This window comes from Enterobacter sp. UPMP701 (assembly GCF_053709515.1).
The window spans coordinates 36,168-53,298 of sequence record NZ_JBSKJN010000009.1; the positions used below are offsets into that span (position 1 = coordinate 36,168).

The following is a 17,131-nucleotide window of genomic DNA, read 5'->3' on the forward strand; positions in this document are numbered from 1 at the left end:
GCTGCGAGGGTTAAGCCTGGGCTACCAGGCTCACTTCTTTTGCCACCCGTTCCGTCGCATCCGGGATAGCGGCCGCGCGCGCGCGTTGCGCCATCTCCAGCAGTGCGTCTCTGTTCCAGCCCGCCAGGGTGGTGGCGACCGCATCGGCGGTAAATTGTGGCTGCTCAAAAATTTTCGCGGCACCGGCTTTCTCAAGCGGCAGCGCATTCCAGTACTGCTGTCGGTCTTTGTGCTGGAACGGCACAAACAGGGCCGGCAGACCGGCGGCGGCGATTTCGCTCACCGTCAGCGCGCCTGAACGACAGACCACGACATCGGCCCAGGCATACGCTGCCGCCATGTCGTCGATAAACTCTGTGACTTTATGCTGCGGCTGACCTTCGTCTGCATAAGCCTGCTCAACGGTCTGCTGAGCGCCTTTTCCGCTTTGGTGCCAAATCGTTACGTCATCGCCCAGCTTTGCGGCAACCTGCGGCATCGTCTGGTTTAAGATACGCGCGCCCTGGGAGCCACCGACGACCAGCACACGAACCGGCCCTTCACGGCCCGCCAGACGGGCATCCGGCAGCGGCAGCGCCAGCACGTCCACGCGCACCGGGTTACCCACCACGTCCGCTTTCGGAAACGCGCCGGGAAACGCCTGCATGACTTTGGTGGCGATTTTCGCCAGCCACTTGTTGGTCAGACCGGCGATACCGTTCTGCTCATGCAGCACAACGGGAATGCCTAACGACCACGCCGCCAGCCCGCCGGGACCAGAAACATAGCCGCCCATGCCCAGCACCACATCGGGCTTAAAGCGCTTCATGATGGTGCGGGCCTGACGCCAGGCGTTAAAAATACGCACCGGCGCCAGCAGCATGGCCTTGAGGCCTTTGCCTCGCAGGCCGGAAATACGAATAAAGTCGATCTCAATACCGTGCTTCGGTACCAGGTCGGCTTCCATGCGGTCTGCGGTTCCCAGCCAGCGTACCTGCCAGCCCTGCTCCATTAAATGGTGCGCAACCGCCAGCCCCGGGAACACATGTCCGCCGGTACCGCCTGCCATCACCATTAACCGCTTCGGTTGATTCATCGTGAACCTCGTGTAAACGCCTGGGCTTTCTCCAGACGCGTCTCATAATCTATGCGTAACAAAAACATAATGGCCGTCGACATGATCAACAGGCTCGAACCACCATAGCTGATCAGCGGCAACGTCAGACCTTTGGTCGGCAGCATACCCGCTGCGGCCCCGACGTTTACCAGCGCCTGGAAGCTAAACCAGATACCAATTGAGCAGGCTAAGAAGCCTGAAAAGCGGTGATCGATCTCCAGCGCTTTTCGGCCAATCGACATGGCGCGGAAAGCGACGAAGAATACCATTAAAAGCGCTAATACCACACCGATATAACCCAGTTCTTCCCCAATAATGGAGAAGATGAAGTCGGTATGCGCCTCCGGTAAATACTCCAGTTTCTGTACCGAGTTGCCCAGACCTTGTCCCCAGACTTCACCGCGACCAAAGGCCATCAGCGACTGCGTCAGCTGATAGCCGCTACCGAACGGATCTTCCCACGGGTTCCAGAACGAGGTCACGCGGCGGATACGGTAAGGTTCGGCAAGGATCAGCAGCACCACCGCTGAAATCCCCATCCCGATAATGGCGATGAACTGCCACAGCTTGGCCCCTGCCAGGAACAGCATCGCCAGCGTGGTGACAAACAGTACGACAACGGTACCGAGGTCAGGCTGCGCCAGCAGCAGGATCGCGAGCACCAGAATCACGCCCATCGGCTTTAAGAAGCCGCGAAGGTTGTTACGCACTTCATCAACCTTACGGACCAGGTAGTTCGCCAGATAGCAGAACAACGAAAGCTTGGTAAATTCCGCTGGCTGAATTCGCAGCGGGCCAAAGGCGATCCAGCGCGATGCTCCGTTAACGGAGCTCCCGACAACCAGCACGATCAGCAGCATGATAATGGAGGCGATCAACATCGCGGTGCTGTGCCGCTGCCAGAACGCCATCGGCAGACGAAGCGTCACCAGCGCCAGACAAAACGCCAGAATGATGTACAGCCCGTCACGCTTGGCGAACAGGAAGGGATCGTTAGCCAGACGCTGTCCAACAGGCATGGAGGCCGAGGTCACCATGATAAAGCCGATCGCCGCCAGCCCCAGCGTCAGCCAGAACAGGGTGCGGTCGTACATAATCAGGCTATCGGAATCTTTATCCCGTGAAGCCATCACCCAGCCTTTCAGCGCCGCAAACAGCCACACCAGGATCCCAAATCCTGGCAGGCGCGGCATTTTCAGGCGAGGGAGAGATAAACGCATCAGCCTAACTCCTTCGCAAGGCGGGTAAAGACATCGCCACGCTGTTCAAAATTCTTAAACTGATCGAGGCTGGCGCAGGCCGGAGAGAGCAGCACCATATCGCCTGGCTTCACGCGAGGAGCAATCAGCCGCATCGCCTGTTCCATGGTTTCGGTTTGCTCAGCAACGTCAGGGCGAAGTTCAGCCAGCTCGCTGCCGTCACGGCCGAAGCAGTACAGACGGACGTTATCTCCTGAGAGATACGGCTTCAGGGAGGAGAAATCAGCGGATTTACCGTCGCCGCCCAACAGCAGATGCAGGGTACCGTCAACGTGCAAACCGTTAAGCGCGGCCTCCGTGCTGCCCACGTTGGTGGCTTTGGAGTCGTTGATCCAGCGAACGCCGTTGTGCTCCAGCGCCAGCTGAAAACGGTGCGCCAGGCCGGAAAATGTGGTTAACGCTTTCAGGCTGGAGGAGCGCGGCAGCCCCACTGCATCGGCCAGCGCCAGCGCCGCCAGGGCATTGGTGTAGTTGTGCTGACCAGTGAGCTTCATCTCTTTCACGTTCAGCACTTTCTCACCCTTCACGCGCAGCCAGGTTTCGCCCAGCTGGCGGTTCAGGTGGTAATCCCCCATCGTGATACCGAAGCTGATGCAGCGATCGTCCGCGCCGCGCACCGGCATGGTCAGCGCATCGTCGGCGTTAACCACGCAGACTTTAGCATTTTCATAAACGCGCAGCTTGGCGGCGCGATACTGCTGCAGACCAAATGGATACCGGTCCATATGATCTTCCGTCACGTTCAGGATCGTTGCAGCGGCGGCATGCAGGCTGGAGGTGGTTTCAAGCTGGAAGCTGGAGAGTTCCAGCACGTACAGCTCGCAGCCTTTGTCCAGCAGCATCAGCGCCGGCAGACCAATGTTGCCGCCCACGCCGACATTTTTGCCCGCTGCTTTCGCCATTTCACCCACCAGGGTGGTGACGGTGCTTTTACCGTTTGAACCGGTAATGGCGACGATTGGGGCCTGCGCCTCCCGGCAGAACAGTTCGATATCGCCGACAATCTCAACGCCCGCATCCGCAGCAGCGCTCAGCGAAGGATGCGCCAGCGCCATACCCGGGCTGGCAACAATCAGATCGGCTGCCAGCAGCCAGTCATCATTCAGACCACCAAGGTGGCGTTCAACCTGTTCCGGCAGCTTGTCCAGACCCGGCGGAGAGACACGCGTATCCATCACGCGCGGCGTCACGCCACGCGCAAGGAAAAAGTCCACGCAGGACAGGCCAGTGAGGCCTAACCCGATGATAACGACTTTTTTGCCCTGGTAATCTGCCATGATTAACGTACCTTCAGCGTTGCCAGGCCAATCAGCACCAGCATCAGCGAAATAATCCAGAAGCGCACAATCACGCGCGGCTCCGGCCAGCCTTTCAGTTCATAGTGGTGGTGAATCGGCGCCATACGAAAGATGCGCTGACCGCGCAGCTTGAAGGAGCCAACCTGCAAAATCACCGACAGGGTTTCAACCACAAACACGCCGCCCATGATCACCAGCAGGAACTCCTGACGCAGCAGTACGGCGATAATGCCGAGCGCGCCACCCAGCGCCAGGGAACCGACGTCACCCATAAAGACCTGCGCCGGATAGGTGTTGAACCAGAGGAAGCCCAGCCCCGCGCCGACAATCGCCGTACAGACGATAACCAACTCACCCGCATGACGCAGATAAGGAATGTGCAGGTAGTTCGCAAAGTTCATGTTACCGGTCGCCCACGCCACCAGCGCAAAGCCGGCCGCCACGAAGACGGTAGGCATAATCGCCAGACCATCCAGACCATCGGTCAGGTTAACGGCGTTACCGGTGCCGACAATTACAAAGTAGGCCAGCAGGATGTAGAACAGCCCCAGCTGAGGCATCACGTCTTTAAAGAACGGCACCACCAGTTCGGTGGCGGGCGTGTCTTTTCCTGCCAGATACAGCGCGAAGGCCACGCCCAGCGCGATCACTGACATCCAGAAATACTTCCAGCGGGCAATCAGGCCTTTGGTATCTTTGCGAACGACTTTGCGATAATCATCCACAAACCCAATGATGCCGTAGCCCACCAGTACGGTCAGCACGCACCAGACGTACGGGTTAGACGGATAGGCCCACAGCAGGACGGAAACGACGATCGCGGTCAGGATCATAATCCCGCCCATGGTCGGCGTACCACGCTTGCTGAAGTGCGACTCCGGACCGTCGTTACGCACAACCTGACCAAAAGAGAGTTTTTGCAGACGGGCAATCATGCGCGGGCCCATCCACAATGAGATGAACAGTGCAGTCAGCAGGCTGACGATGGCGCGAAACGTCAGATAGGAAAAGACGTTAAAGCCTGAATAATATTTGACCAAATGTTCGGCCAGCCAAACTAACATGTCCCGTTCTCCTGTAATGCGTGCACAACCTCTTCCATGGCGGCACTACGTGAACCTTTCACTAACACTGTCACAATTTGTTTTTCTGTAATTAATGCCTTAAGGCGCTCAATCAACGCGGCTTTATCGGCAAAATGTTCGCCAACGCCGCTGGCCTGGCTAATCGCCTGGCTCAGTTTTCCTGCGCTCAGCACGCAGTCCAGCCCCGCCGTTTTCGCCGCTTCTCCCACCTGGGTATGACAGGCTTCGCTTTCATCGCCCAGCTCGGCCATATCGCCAACCACCATGATGCGGTAGCCCGGCATTTCAGATAACACCTGCACCGCTGCCGTCATTGAGCCGACGTTCGCGTTGTAGGAGTCATCCAGCAGCAGTTTGTTCTCTGAAAGCTGAATCGGGAACAGACGCCCCGGCACGGCTTTCAGGTTCGCCAGACCTGCTTTGATCGCATCATGCGATGCGCCCACCGCCATGGACAACGCCGCAGCCGCAAGCGCATTGGCGATGTTATGGCGACCCGGCAGCGGCAGCAGCACCTCTACGCCACCCGTTGGGGTCGTCAGCGTGAATTCCGTACCATGGGACGTCACATGGATATTGGTCGCGGTAAAATCACTGTTGGCCGCATTCGGCGAAAAACGCCAGGTTTTACGCGAACCAATGATGCTCTGCCAGTTCAGCCAGTCGTTGTTGTCGGCGTTCAGGATGGCGATACCGTTATCCGGCAGACCGGTATAAATCTCACCTTTGGCTTTCGCCACGCCTTCCAGCGAGCCAAAGCCTTCAAGATGCGCCGCCGCCAGGTTATTCACCAGCGCCACTTCCGGCCGAGTCAGGCTCACTGTCCAGGCGATTTCGCCCTGGTGGTTTGCCCCTAACTCGATCACCGCATAGTCATGCTCTTTGGTCAGGCGAAGTAATGTCATCGGCACGCCGATGTCATTATTGAGGTTGCCCGCGGTATAAAGCGTATTACCGCACTGGCTGAGAATGGCAGCCGTCATCTCTTTTACTGACGTTTTGCCTGATGACCCGGTCAGCGCGACGACGCGAGCAGGTACCTGTTGACGCACCCAGGCGGCCAGTTCACCGAACGCGAGACGCGTATCTTTCACCACAATCTGCGGCAGATCGATGTCGAGCTTTCGGCTGACCAGCAGTGCACCAGCGCCGTTCTCTTTGGCCTGTTCAGCGAAATCATGCGCGTCAAAACGCTCGCCTTTCAGCGCCACAAACAGACAGCCTGCCGTTATTTTGCGGGTGTCCGTCGTTACGGCATCAATCGTCAGGTCTTGCCCGTGCAGGTCGCCCTGCAGGATGGCAGCGGCCTGGCTTAACGTGATGCTTATCATGCGATGACTCCCAGCAGACGTGCTGCCGTTACGCGATCCGAGTAATCCAGACGACGATTGCCAACAATTTGATAATCTTCATGGCCTTTACCGGCCAGCAGAACAACGTCGTTTTCTTTAGCCTGCATGATGGTGTTCGTTACGGCTTCCGCGCGGCCTTCCACCACGCGAGCGCGGCCCGCGTCCAGCATGCCCGCCAGGATGTCGTTGATGATGGCGCGCGGCTCTTCGGTGCGCGGGTTGTCATCGGTCACAACCGGAATGTCCGCGAACTGTTCCGCAATGGCCCCCATCAGGGGACGTTTGCCCTTATCACGATCGCCGCCGCAGCCAAAGACGCACCAGAGCTTACCGGTGCAGTGCAGGCGCGCCGCTTCCAGCGCTTTTTCCAGCGCATCCGGCGTGTGGGCATAATCAACCACAACGGTCGGTTTGCCCGGCGCGCTGAACACTTCCATACGGCCGCAAACCGGCTGCAGACGCGCTGAGGTTTTCAGCAGTTCAGCCATCGGATAACCCAGCGCCAGCAGCGTCGCCAGCGCCAGCAGCAGGTTGCTGACGTTAAAAGCGCCCATCAGGCGGCTTTCAATTTCACCTTCTCCCCAGGAAGAGGCAAAGCGGATCGTCGCCCCGCTGTCGTGATAATTCACCTCAACCGCCTTCAGCCAGCGGCCGTGGCAGTTCGGATTGATATGGTCTTCCATCGACACAGCTACCGCATCCGGAAGCTTCGCCAGCCAGCGGCGACCCACGTCGTCGTCGGCGTTGATGATGGCTTGTCCGTAATGGTGAGTAGAGAACAGCAGCCATTTCGCGGCTTCGTACTGTTCCATATCACCATGATAATCAAGATGATCGCGGCTCAGGTTGGTGAACACTGAAGCCGCAAATTTCAGTGCCGCGACACGGTGCTGTACCAGACCGTGCGAAGAAACTTCCATCGCGGCAAAGGTTGCCCCCTGCCCTGCCAGACCGGCAAGCACGTGCTGTACGTCAACCGCGGAGCCTGTGGTGTTTTCCGTCGGGCTCACTTTGCCCAGCAGGCCGTTACCCACGGTGCCCATCACCGCACCGGTTTCTCCCAACAGCTGCGCCCACTGCGCCATCAGTTGGGTAGTGGTCGTTTTTCCGTTTGTACCCGTCACGCCAACCAGACGCAGCTGGTCAGAAGGTTCATGATAAAAACGTCCTGCCAGTGCAGAGAGACGCTCATTCAACTGGCTGAGATAGATAACCGGTACACCGTGCATTTCACGGATCTCACCGTCGGTTGCCTCGTCTTTGGCCTCAGCAATAATGGCAGCAACACCTTGCGCAATCGCCTGCGGGATATAACGACGCCCGTCCGCCTGATGACCGACCACCGCCACAAAAAGATCGCCAGAAGCAGCCACGCGGCTGTCCAGTACCATCTCTCGTAGTGCTCGCGCAGGTAGCATAGGCACCCACGGAGCGAGTAGGTCGCGCAAATTACGATCTGCCACCTGTACCCTCGCCTTGATTAATTACAAATTCACTTTTTTCGCCTGTCGCCAGCGCATCTGGTTCGATGTTCATGGTGCGCAGTACGCCGCCCATGATGGCCCCGAACACAGGCGCGGAGACGGCGCCGCCGTAGTATTTACCCGCCTGTGGATCGTTAATCACGACCACCAGCGCAAATCGCGGATTGCTTGCAGGCGCAACGCCTGCGGTATAGGCAATGTATTTGTTGATGTAGCGGCCGTCTGGCCCCACTTTTTTCGCTGTACCGGTTTTAATGGCGATGCGGTAGCCCTTGATGGCCGCCTTCACGCCGCCGCCGCCCGGCAGCGCCACGCTTTCCATCATGTGCACAACGGTACGAACGATAGATTCCGGGAAGATACGCTCGCCCGGAACTGGTGGATCAACTTTGGTAATCGACAGCGGGCGATAAACGCCATAGCTGCCAATCGTTGCGTAGACTCGCGCTAACTGTAACGGGGTTACCATTAGCCCGTAGCCGAAAGAGAAGGTGGCCCTCTCTATGTCAGACCACCGTTGTTTTTGAGGATATAAGCCACTGCGTTCTCCGACCAACCCCAAATTGGTCGCCTTTCCTAGCCCAAAACGTGAGTAAGTCTCTACTAACGCTGAGGACGGCATCGCTAACGCCAGCTTTGAAACACCGACGTTACTCGACTTCTGTAACACCCCGGTCAGGGTCAATTCGCTGTAGCGCGCCACGTCTTTAATTTCGTGGCCGTTGATACGGTAAGGGATGGTATTAAGAACCGTGTTTTCATTGACGATACCGCGCTGAAGCGCTGTCATCACCACCATCGGTTTCACCGTGGAGCCGGGTTCAAACACGTCGGTGATCGCCCGGTTACGCATCGCATCTTTTGCAGTGCCGGTAAAATTATTCGGGTTGTAGGACGGGCTGTTGGCCATCGCCAGCACTTCGCCGGTGCTGACGTCTACCAGTACGGCGCTGCCTGACTCGGCCTTGTTGAAGGCCACGGCGTTGTTCAGCTCGCGGTAGACGAGCGCCTGCAGGCGCTCGTCGATACTCAGCGCCAGGTTGTGCGCTGCCTGGCTGTCAGTGGAAGAAATATCTTCAATGACGCGTCCGTAGCGGTCTTTACGTACGATACGCTCGCCAGGCTGGCCGGTGAGCCACTTATCGAAGCTTTTTTCAACGCCTTCAATCCCCTGGCTGTCGACGTTGGTAAAGCCGATGAGGTGAGCGGTTACTTCGCCGGACGGATAGTAACGACGGGATTCTTCACGCAGATGAATGCCCGGAAGCTTCAGTTTACGGATGTAGTCCGCCATGTCAGGGTTAACCTGACGCGCCAGATAGATAAAACGCCCTTTCGGGTTCGCGTTGACGCGGGAGGCAAGCTGATCGAGCGGCATTTTCAGCGCATCAGACAGCGCTTTCCAGCGGTTATCAAGCGTAATGCCACCGGCGTCGTGAAGCTCTTTTGGGTCCGCCCAGATCGCTTTTACCGGCACGCTCACCGCCAGCGGGCGGCCGGAACGGTCAGTGATCATTCCGCGAGAAGTCGACACTTCCTGAACGCGAAGGGAGCGCATATCCCCCTGGCGTACCAGCATGTCAGGGGCGATGATTTGCAACCACGCCACGCGTCCCAGCAGGAAACCCAGCGCCAGTAAAATGCAGCCGCAAAGCAACGCAAAACGCCAACTGATAAAGTTGGCCTGTTCTTCCTGACGTTTTGGTTTGAGCGTTTTTGCCGCTGCTTTCATGCGTCGCGTGTTCCCTTATTTTTGTACTACGATATTTTCCTGGGAAGGATCAACATGCTGCAGTTGCAGCTTTTCCGTTGCGATCCGTTCAACCCGGCTGTGATCGCCGAGCGCGTTTTCTTCAAGGATCAGATTTCGCCATTCAATATCCAGCGCATCGCGTTCCAGCACCAGCTGCTCGCGTTGCGCAGTCAATAAACGAGTATGGTGGGCAGTCGTTACCACCGTGACTGCCGTAACAATGATGCAAATGAACAAGCAGAGTGGCAGTTTCCCGAACCGCAAAAGATCGTCGCCGATCACGCCAGGCAAGGCATGGCGCTCGTTGCTTCCTAACGATCCCTTAACTTTGCTTAGGGTTTCTGTCACTCTGCCGATCATGCGTTCGTCCTCTCTGCAACTCGCAGCACTGAACTACGGGCGCGTGGATTCTCTGCCACCTCTTCTTCGCCCGGCATCAACTTGCCTAATGCTCGCAACTGACGGCCACCCAGTTTCCTGAGTTGTTCTTCCGTCATCGGCAGCCCCGCAGGAACCTGAGGACCGCGGCTCTGTTCACGCATAAAGCGTTTCACAATGCGGTCTTCCAGCGAATGGAAGCTGATGATGGATAACCGCCCACCCGGGGCCAGCACGTCGAGCGAGCTTTTTAGCGCCAGCTCTATTTCCTCCAGTTCACTGTTTACCCAGATGCGAACCGCCTGGAAGGTACGGGTCGCGGGATGTTTGTGCTTATCCTTCACCGGCGTTGCCGCCGCAATCACTTCGGCCAGCTCTTTGGTGCGGGTCATTGGCTCAACGCGGTTGCGCTCAACGATGGCGCGCGCAATGCGCTTGCCGAAACGTTCTTCACCGAAGGTTTTGATCACCCAGGCAATATCCGCTTCGTCAGCGGTCTGCAGCCATTCGGCGGCAGACTGGCCGCGCGTCGGGTCCATACGCATGTCCAGCGGACCGTCGCGCATAAAGGAGAAGCCGCGTTCTGCATCATCAAGCTGGGGTGAAGAGACGCCAAGATCGAGAAGAATCCCGTCGATCTTGCCCGTCAGATCGCGCTCGGCTACGTAATCCGCGAGCGCAGAGAAAGGTCCATGCACGATGGAAAAGCGTGGGTCATTGATGGTCTGTGCAACAGCAATCGCCTGCGGATCGCGATCGATTGCCAGCAGACGTCCTTCCTCTCCAAGCTGGGAGAGGATCAAACGCGAGTGACCACCGCGACCAAAGGTGCCATCAATGTAGATGCCATCCGGACGAATATTCAGGCCGTTGACGGCCTCGTCCAGTAACACCGTTTTATGTTTATAATTTTCCATCATATTTATAGAGACAAGTCCTGCAGCCGTTCCGATAATGTCGCGGAATCGGACTGCTCAGCGTCGATATCTTCCTTGACCTGTTGATACCAGGTCGTTTCATCCCACAGTTCAAACTTGTTGAACTGCCCGACCAGCATCACTTCTTTGGTCAGACCGGCATGTTGCCGCAGCACAGGCGCAATCAGTAATCGCCCGGCGCTATCCATCTGACATTCACTGGCATGTCCCAATAAAAGCCGCTGCACGCGGCGTTCCTGCGGGTTCATGCTCGACAGTCGCGACAGCTTTTGCTCAATAATTTCCCATTCGGGTAAGGGGTAAAGCAGCAGGCAGGGGGAGTTGATGTCAATGGTGCAAACCATTTGACCCGAAGCGTTCTCAATCAGCTGGTCGCGGTATCGGGTTGGTACCGATAAACGCCCTTTGCTGTCGAGATTGACTAACGTAGCTCCACGGAACATGCCAGCCTCACCCCTCCTCACCACTTTAACCCACAAATTCCCACCTAAAGGAGTTTACGGAGCGAGGGAAAAGCTTGTCAAGCCAGGACTCTCCCTATAAGGACCCGAAAGCCCTCTATTTACAGAGATAAACAGTCCTGGTTAATAACTGCACAACTGGCGAGGCAAAATTAACGTTATGAATATTTGTAAGAAAAAAACCGAATATGCACACTAGCGTTAAGGCTCACTCAATATCATCGCAGATAAATATAAAGTGTCAGTTTGCGACGCGGGCAGCATTTTATGACAGATTCTCTGGGGATAACAGCGCCAGATTCACTCAGACACTCAGCGAACGCGGCGGTGAGCATGCTGGCTGGCGAAGGTGAAGGAAAAACGTCTGAATATTCATCGACCGGAGAGGGTTTGTAACAAAATAATACAAAGAGAGGCTTTTAAAATCGCTTCGTGGCTCTTAAAAGAACATTTAAAACGGCAAAATGAATTAAGAAAAATAGGTGATTACGATCCCTAAGGAATTATCCTAATTTCTCTGCGGGAATTAACGCCGTGAATTATTTCAGCAAAAGGGGGCAGTTTTCACCGCCCCGTCATTTCATTTATGGCGGCTCAAAATTCCGCGATGATAGAGATTACGTTTGATACGCGTCAGACCCGGCTTCGGTTTTCGCGGTTCGTCCAGGCTCGCCAGAACGATCTCGAGCACGCGTTCAGCCACATCGCGGTGACGCTGCGCTACGGCCAGCACCGGACATTGAAGGAAGTCGAGCAGCTCGTTGTCCCCGAACGTGGCAATAGCCAGGTCGGAGGGAAGCTTACCTTCACGACGTAACGTCACATCCATTACACCCTGCAAGAGCGCAAACGAGGTGGTGAACAGCGCCTGAGGCATCGGGTGCGTCTCCAGCCATTTCTCGAACAACTGCGCAGCGGCTTCGCGTTCATAGCTGTTGGCATAGAGATAGTGGACTTCACGCGGATCGTCTTTCCAGGCGGTTCTGAAACCTTGCTCACGCAGGAAGCTCACGGAAAGCTCGGGCAACGCGCCAAGATACAGCACCGTTTCAGCGGGGAAGGTTCTCAGCTCTGCGGCCAACATTTCCGCGTCATCCTGATCCGCACCCACGACGCTGGTGAAATGCTCACGATCGAGCGCACGATCCAGCGCAACAATAGGGAAAGGATCGTTCGCCCAGCGCTGGTAGAACGGATGCTCTGGCGGTAAGGAAGTCGACACAATAATGGCATCAACCTGGCGCTGAAGCAGATGTTCAATGCAACGCATCTCGTTATCAGGCTGGTCTTCCGAGCAGGCAATCAGCAATTGATAGCCGCGCTGGCGCGCCTGACGTTCAAGATAGTTGGCGATACGGGTATAGCTGGTGTTTTCCAGATCCGGGATCACCAGACCAATAGAGCGGGTGCGCCCGGCACGCAGGCCGGCAGCGACTGCATTCGGATGGTAGTTATGCTCACGAACCACCGCCATCACTTTTTCAACGGTCTTATCACTGACACGGTACTGCTTTGCTTTACCGTTAATCACATAGCTGGCCGTTGTTCGTGACACGCCGGCTAGCCGGGCGATTTCATCCAGTTTCACAATTGCCCCTTAAAAAAAGAAAAGAGTCCATGGCCTTGTCAAGGTTATGGTTAAATCTTTTAACATCTAAACGCAGAAAAGCCTTCGCGGCAACCGCTTTTATCTGCGTTGTCGGCTGATTACACAAAAAAAAGCCCGGCTTTGGTGACCGGGCTGAAAGAGGCGAACCTTTTTGACAACTAACGCATGATTTTCTCGCCGCGTGACAGACCGACAATACCCGATCTCGCCACCTCAACAATTTTTGCTACATCCCGCACGGACGCCAGAAAAGCATCCAGCTTGTCACTGGTGCCGACCAGCTGAACCGTATAGAGAGAAGGCGTGACGTCGATGATCTGACCGCGGAAAATGTCCGCATTGCGTTTGACCTCTTCACGCCCGTAGCCGCTGGCCTGAATTTTGACCAGCATGACTTCACGCTCAACGTAAGCTCCCTGCCCCAGCTCGCTCACGCGCAGCACATCGACCAGCTTATGCAGCTGTTTCTCGATCTGCTCAATCACTTTGGCATCGCCGACGGTCTGAATGGTCATCCGCGACAGCGTCGGATCGTCCGTTGGCGCAACGGTCAGGCTTTCGATGTTATAGCCGCGCTGCGCAAAAAGCCCAATGACGCGCGACAGTGCGCCAGACTCGTTTTCCAGTAATACCGATAATATCCGACGCATATCAGGTTCTCTCCGTTTTGCTTAACCACATTTCATCCATACCACCACCGCGGATATGCATCGGATAAACGTGCTCGGTGCCATCAACAATGACATCCATAAAGACGAGGCGGTTGTTTTTGACGTGCTCAAGCGCTTCTGCGAGCTTCGTTTCCAGCTCAGCCGGATCGGTCACCCGCATGCCTACATGACCGTAAGCTTCAGCAAGACGGACAAAATCAGGCAGAGAGTTCATGTATGACTGCGAATGGCGGCCCGAGTAGATCATATCCTGCCACTGCTTCACCATACCGAGATAGCCGTTATTGAGGTTCAGCACCAGTACCGGAAGCTCATACTGCAGCGCGGTGGAGAGTTCCTGAATGTTCATCTGGATACTGCCGTCGCCAGTCACGCAGACAACGGTTTCATTCGGCAGCGCCAGCTTTACCCCCAGCGCGGCAGGCAGGCCAAATCCCATCGTGCCTAAACCACCCGAGTTGATCCAGCGACGCGGTTTATCAAACGGATAATAGAGGGCGGCAAACATTTGATGCTGACCGACGTCAGAGGCCACATACGCTTCACCTTTCGTCAGTCGCCAGACAGCTTCGATAACCGCCTGCGGCTTAATGTGCTCGCTTTGCGTGTCATATTTCAGACACTGGCGCGCGCGCCACCGTTCGATCATCTGCCACCAGTCGCGGATCTCATCCAGCGGTTGAGCCGTGCTTTCCTGAGCCAGCAGTTCCAGCATTTGTTCAAGAACCTGTCTGGCATCACCGACGATCGGCACATCAGCCGACACCGTTTTTGAAATTGACGTAGGATCGATATCAATGTGCAGCACAGTGGCGTTGGGGCAATACTTCGCCAGGTTGTTGGTGGTGCGATCGTCAAAGCGCACGCCGACGGCAAAGATGACGTCGGAGTGATGCATCGTCATGTTGGCTTCATAGGTACCGTGCATACCCAGCATACCCAGCGCCTGACGATGAGTAGCGGGAAATGCCCCCAGCCCCATCAGCGACGAGGCAACAGGAAGATTGAGCTTTTCAACCAGTTCACGGAGCTGTGGCTCGCACGCTGAGTTGATTGCACCGCCACCAACGTAGACCACCGGTTTTTTAGCGGCCAGAAGCGTCTGCAGCGCGCGCTTGATCTGACCTTTGTGGCCCTGCGTTGTTGGGTTGTAAGAGCGCATGCTGACCGATTCCGGCCAGACATACGGCAGCTTGTTGGCCGGGTTCAGAATATCTTTCGGCAGATCGACCACCACTGGTCCCGGACGCCCGCTTGCAGCCAGCCAGAACGCTTTTTTCAGCACCCCAGGAATATCTTCGGTTTGCTTGACCAGGAAGCTGTGCTTCACAACGGGACGCGAAATCCCGACCATGTCGCATTCCTGAAACGCATCGTAGCCAATCAGCGATGTCGCCACCTGCCCGGAGAGGATCACCAGCGGGATAGAGTCCATATAGGCCGTCGCGATGCCGGTAATGGCGTTTGTTGCCCCCGGTCCGGACGTGACTAAAACCACGCCCACTTCCCCCGTCGCACGGGCCAGGCCGTCAGCCATGTGTACCGCCGCCTGCTCGTGACGAACCAGAACATGGTCAATGCCGCCTACCGTATGCAGCGCATCATAAATATCGAGAACCGCACCGCCAGGGTAGCCGAACACTTGCTTTACGCCCTGATCGATCAGCGATCGGACGACCATTTCCGCGCCAGACAACATCTCCATGCTTTGCCTCCAGGCATTTTGTTATAGACGGACCGCCGAATTCATTTCCGCACCGTCTTGCGATCGGGATAAACCCGTCTTCTATTTTGCAGAGTGATACTTACCTTAACCGCTCGTTATAAGGCAGGCAATTAGCAAACCTGGAGAGCGAAGAGGCACTCAAAGCAGAAAAATCATACATTGGGAGAGGATATGGTTAATTCATCTGAAATTAGAGGATGAGATGATAAATCATCGCTGAAAAGCGCGGCGATACAGGAAATCATCTATTTTTACAGGCCTGGCAGCCGTCAGATAAAAACAACAACAGAACAAAATAGCAATAAACAAAACAAAACCAGGATAAATCACATGCGCAGATGCAATTTATCCTGACACGATTAACGACGGCAGATGCTAATAAGCAACTCTTCCATCCATTGATGACCTTTATCGCGTCCCGCGGCTTCATGCCAGGAGAGATAGCAAGTACGGCTATTTAGCTTGAGCGGCAGGGGCAGAATTTGCAGATTTAACGAATCTGAGAACTCTTCCGCCAGCCAGCGCGGCGCAATCGCAACCAGATGCGTCTGGGAGACAACGTTTAATACGCTGACCATGGCCATCCCTTGATACGCCACGCTCGCCTGTTTATCCGCAGTGTCGTACCACGGAAGGCTAAAGGAAGCATATCTGTCGAGCGCAACAACGGCATGTTGTTCGCTATATACATCACTTTCACGTAGCGGAGAATTCAGTCGCGGATGTTTTTTACTGGCAACCAGCACCATTTCATCTTTAAACAGCGGCACGCAGGAAAATTCAGGGCGGCGGAACTCTTCATATCCCAGGACGAATTCGGTTTCCTGGTAACGTAACTGGTGTTCAGTGTTTTGATTTAAGGATGATTTAAAGACCAGGTTAATATTAGGCGCAATCTCTTCAACTTTATTATAGATAATTGATGTCAGATAATTATCTAATGGGCTGCAGACGCAGAGATGGAATACGCGCTCACTGCTTAAGGGTTCAAAGCCCGAGCCCGGCAGTTCATTTTGTACCAACTGCAGCGCCTGGCGGATGGAGCCAAAAAGCTGGAAAGCCCGCGCTGTAGGCTGGATCCCTCTGCCATAACGAACGAATAATTCGTCGTTGAACATTACTTTAAGCCTGGCAACCGCGTTGCTTACCGCAGGTTGCGACATGCCCAACGTTTGTGCTGCGCGGGTGATATTTTGCTCCTGCATGACAGCATCAAACACCGTCAGTAGATTAAGATCCACCGTGCGCAACTGTGGTTTAATTCCATCAGTAACTTGCGGTTGTTTAATATTATTTTCTGGCACTTCTGACTCCACTGTCACGCTACGCTCCCTTCGCCAACGTACTGTAATAATTTCTAAAAATATGATTTACCATGCTAATACGACCAGCGAAAGAGAATTGTTTAAAAATCGGAATATATAAAGATGATGCAATCATGCTAAAATAGAAAATCGGTTCTAAAGATATGTTTAACTTTAGAGTTGAAATGAAACCATAAACCCAATCAATATACAATTAGCATTCGGTTAATGATGACTTAAGTATTATTAAACTGTTATACCTTTCGCGATCTATTAAGTTAATATTCTGTTATTATCATTCTGTTCGCGAACAGACGAAGAACATTCATAAAACTGATAACTAAATGATATCAAAAAAGTTTAAGCACAAGACGTCAAAGGCCTGATAGGCGACTAAAAAACACCCGTTATATTTATTCTTTTATGCAACTATTTTTTAAGTCCAAAATTAGACAATTCGTTAAGTCTGAAAAGTAAAATCCAGCACAATAAGCTAAAGAACATAGCCTCGCTTTTCGGCCTGCCGACACCGTTTTTATCAGCAGGGGTTGACATGAACTGCCGTATCCAGTACCACTAAAAGCATATTGAATTTAACGGAGCACGATTCATGACACGCACCACTCGTTTCACCGGTCTACTACTACTAAACGCATCCACTGTGCGCGGTAGACTGGCGGGCGAAATTCAGCGTTGAATCGTCACCAGTAAGACTAA

15 protein-coding genes are annotated in these 17,131 nt (G+C 54.8%); 1 reads left to right on the plus strand and 14 read right to left on the minus strand.

Annotation, left to right across the window (positions count from 1 at the left end; translation table 11 throughout):
• Nucleotides 1-10 precede the first annotated feature (10 nt).
• From murG to leuO, 14 genes are all read right to left on the minus strand, one after another.
• Complete coding sequence (gene murG / locus ACWKXT_RS17655) at nucleotides 11-1,075, minus strand: undecaprenyldiphospho-muramoylpentapeptide beta-N-acetylglucosaminyltransferase (RefSeq protein ID WP_454533030.1); 1,065 nt, start codon at nucleotides 1,073-1,075, stop codon at nucleotides 11-13.
• Entirely contained in the window at nucleotides 1,072-2,316 is a 1,245-nt protein-coding gene (ftsW, locus tag ACWKXT_RS17660; protein WP_028015508.1) for a cell division protein FtsW, read from the minus strand. Before ftsW ends, murG begins: the two co-directional genes overlap by 4 nt.
• The gene (gene murD / locus ACWKXT_RS17665; protein WP_454533031.1) at nucleotides 2,316-3,632 is read right to left on the minus strand and encodes a UDP-N-acetylmuramoyl-L-alanine--D-glutamate ligase; all 1,317 of its coding nucleotides are present in this window, start codon (nucleotides 3,630-3,632) and stop codon (nucleotides 2,316-2,318) included. Before murD ends, ftsW begins: the two co-directional genes overlap by 1 nt.
• Before the next feature lie 2 nt (nucleotides 3,633-3,634).
• Entirely contained in the window at nucleotides 3,635-4,717 is a 1,083-nt protein-coding gene (gene mraY, locus ACWKXT_RS17670; RefSeq protein ID WP_008501985.1) for a phospho-N-acetylmuramoyl-pentapeptide-transferase, read from the minus strand.
• Complete coding sequence (gene murF, locus ACWKXT_RS17675; protein WP_454533032.1) at nucleotides 4,711-6,069, minus strand: UDP-N-acetylmuramoyl-tripeptide--D-alanyl-D-alanine ligase; 1,359 nt, start codon at nucleotides 6,067-6,069, stop codon at nucleotides 4,711-4,713. Before murF ends, mraY begins: the two co-directional genes overlap by 7 nt.
• A complete protein-coding gene (murE, locus tag ACWKXT_RS17680; RefSeq protein ID WP_454528355.1) occupies nucleotides 6,066-7,553 on the minus strand; it encodes a UDP-N-acetylmuramoyl-L-alanyl-D-glutamate--2,6-diaminopimelate ligase in 1,488 nt (495 codons plus the stop codon). The genes murF and murE overlap by 4 nt, the downstream gene beginning before the upstream one ends.
• On the minus strand, nucleotides 7,540-9,306 hold the full coding sequence (locus ACWKXT_RS17685) for a peptidoglycan glycosyltransferase FtsI (RefSeq protein WP_080328694.1): 1,767 nt from the start codon (nucleotides 9,304-9,306) through the stop codon (nucleotides 7,540-7,542). The genes murE and ACWKXT_RS17685 overlap by 14 nt, the downstream gene beginning before the upstream one ends.
• A 15-nt stretch (nucleotides 9,307-9,321) precedes the next feature.
• Nucleotides 9,322-9,687, minus strand: coding sequence for a cell division protein FtsL (gene ftsL, locus ACWKXT_RS17690; protein ID WP_006173860.1), 366 nt, complete (start codon nucleotides 9,685-9,687; stop codon nucleotides 9,322-9,324).
• Entirely contained in the window at nucleotides 9,684-10,625 is a 942-nt protein-coding gene (rsmH, locus tag ACWKXT_RS17695) for a 16S rRNA (cytosine(1402)-N(4))-methyltransferase RsmH (RefSeq protein WP_028015503.1), read from the minus strand. The genes ftsL and rsmH overlap by 4 nt, the downstream gene beginning before the upstream one ends.
• Before the next feature lie 2 nt (nucleotides 10,626-10,627).
• Entirely contained in the window at nucleotides 10,628-11,086 is a 459-nt protein-coding gene (gene mraZ / locus ACWKXT_RS17700) for a division/cell wall cluster transcriptional repressor MraZ (protein WP_014882537.1), read from the minus strand.
• A 598-nt stretch (nucleotides 11,087-11,684) separates the two neighbouring features.
• Nucleotides 11,685-12,692: a catabolite repressor/activator gene (gene cra, locus ACWKXT_RS17705; RefSeq protein WP_014168621.1), complete on the minus strand. Its 1,008-nt coding sequence runs from the start codon at nucleotides 12,690-12,692 to the stop codon at nucleotides 11,685-11,687.
• Between the two features lie 179 nt (nucleotides 12,693-12,871).
• On the minus strand, nucleotides 12,872-13,363 hold the full coding sequence (ilvN, locus tag ACWKXT_RS17710) for an acetolactate synthase small subunit (RefSeq protein WP_045259452.1): 492 nt from the start codon (nucleotides 13,361-13,363) through the stop codon (nucleotides 12,872-12,874).
• A gap of 1 nt (nucleotide 13,364) precedes the next feature.
• Nucleotides 13,365-15,089, minus strand: coding sequence for an acetolactate synthase 3 large subunit (gene ilvI / locus ACWKXT_RS17715; protein ID WP_454528356.1), 1,725 nt, complete (start codon nucleotides 15,087-15,089; stop codon nucleotides 13,365-13,367).
• Nucleotides 15,090-15,469: 380 nt separating this feature from the next.
• On the minus strand, nucleotides 15,470-16,414 hold the full coding sequence (leuO, locus tag ACWKXT_RS17720; RefSeq protein WP_454533089.1) for a transcriptional regulator LeuO: 945 nt from the start codon (nucleotides 16,412-16,414) through the stop codon (nucleotides 15,470-15,472).
• 610 nt (nucleotides 16,415-17,024) lie between these two features.
• Between leuO and leuL the strand changes: the two genes are divergently transcribed.
• A complete protein-coding gene (gene leuL / locus ACWKXT_RS17725) occupies nucleotides 17,025-17,111 on the plus strand; it encodes a leu operon leader peptide (protein ID WP_119916046.1) in 87 nt (28 codons plus the stop codon).
• Nucleotides 17,112-17,131: the final 20 nt, after the last annotated feature.

What these genes read in the sequence shown, in the direction of transcription:
- murG (WP_454533030.1), bottom strand. Translation starts at nt 1,075, where the DNA reads ATGAATCAACCGAAGCGGTTAATGGTGATGGCAGGCGGTACCGGCGGA.
- ftsW (WP_028015508.1), bottom strand. Translation starts at nt 2,316, where the DNA reads ATGCGTTTATCTCTCCCTCGCCTGAAAATGCCGCGCCTGCCAGGATTT.
- murD (WP_454533031.1), bottom strand. Translation starts at nt 3,632, where the DNA reads ATGGCAGATTACCAGGGCAAAAAAGTCGTTATCATCGGGTTAGGCCTC.
- mraY (WP_008501985.1), bottom strand. Translation starts at nt 4,717, where the DNA reads ATGTTAGTTTGGCTGGCCGAACATTTGGTCAAATATTATTCAGGCTTT.
- murF (WP_454533032.1), bottom strand. Translation starts at nt 6,069, where the DNA reads ATGATAAGCATCACGTTAAGCCAGGCCGCTGCCATCCTGCAGGGCGAC.
- ACWKXT_RS17685 (WP_080328694.1), bottom strand. Translation starts at nt 9,306, where the DNA reads ATGAAAGCAGCGGCAAAAACGCTCAAACCAAAACGTCAGGAAGAACAG.
- ftsL (WP_006173860.1), bottom strand. Translation starts at nt 9,687, where the DNA reads ATGATCGGCAGAGTGACAGAAACCCTAAGCAAAGTTAAGGGATCGTTA.
- rsmH (WP_028015503.1), bottom strand. Translation starts at nt 10,625, where the DNA reads ATGATGGAAAATTATAAACATAAAACGGTGTTACTGGACGAGGCCGTC.
- mraZ (WP_014882537.1), bottom strand. Translation starts at nt 11,086, where the DNA reads ATGTTCCGTGGAGCTACGTTAGTCAATCTCGACAGCAAAGGGCGTTTA.
- ilvN (WP_045259452.1), bottom strand. Translation starts at nt 13,363, where the DNA reads ATGCGTCGGATATTATCGGTATTACTGGAAAACGAGTCTGGCGCACTG.
- ilvI (WP_454528356.1), bottom strand. Translation starts at nt 15,089, where the DNA reads ATGGAGATGTTGTCTGGCGCGGAAATGGTCGTCCGATCGCTGATCGAT.
- leuL (WP_119916046.1), top strand. Translation starts at nt 17,025, where the DNA reads ATGACACGCACCACTCGTTTCACCGGTCTACTACTACTAAACGCATCC.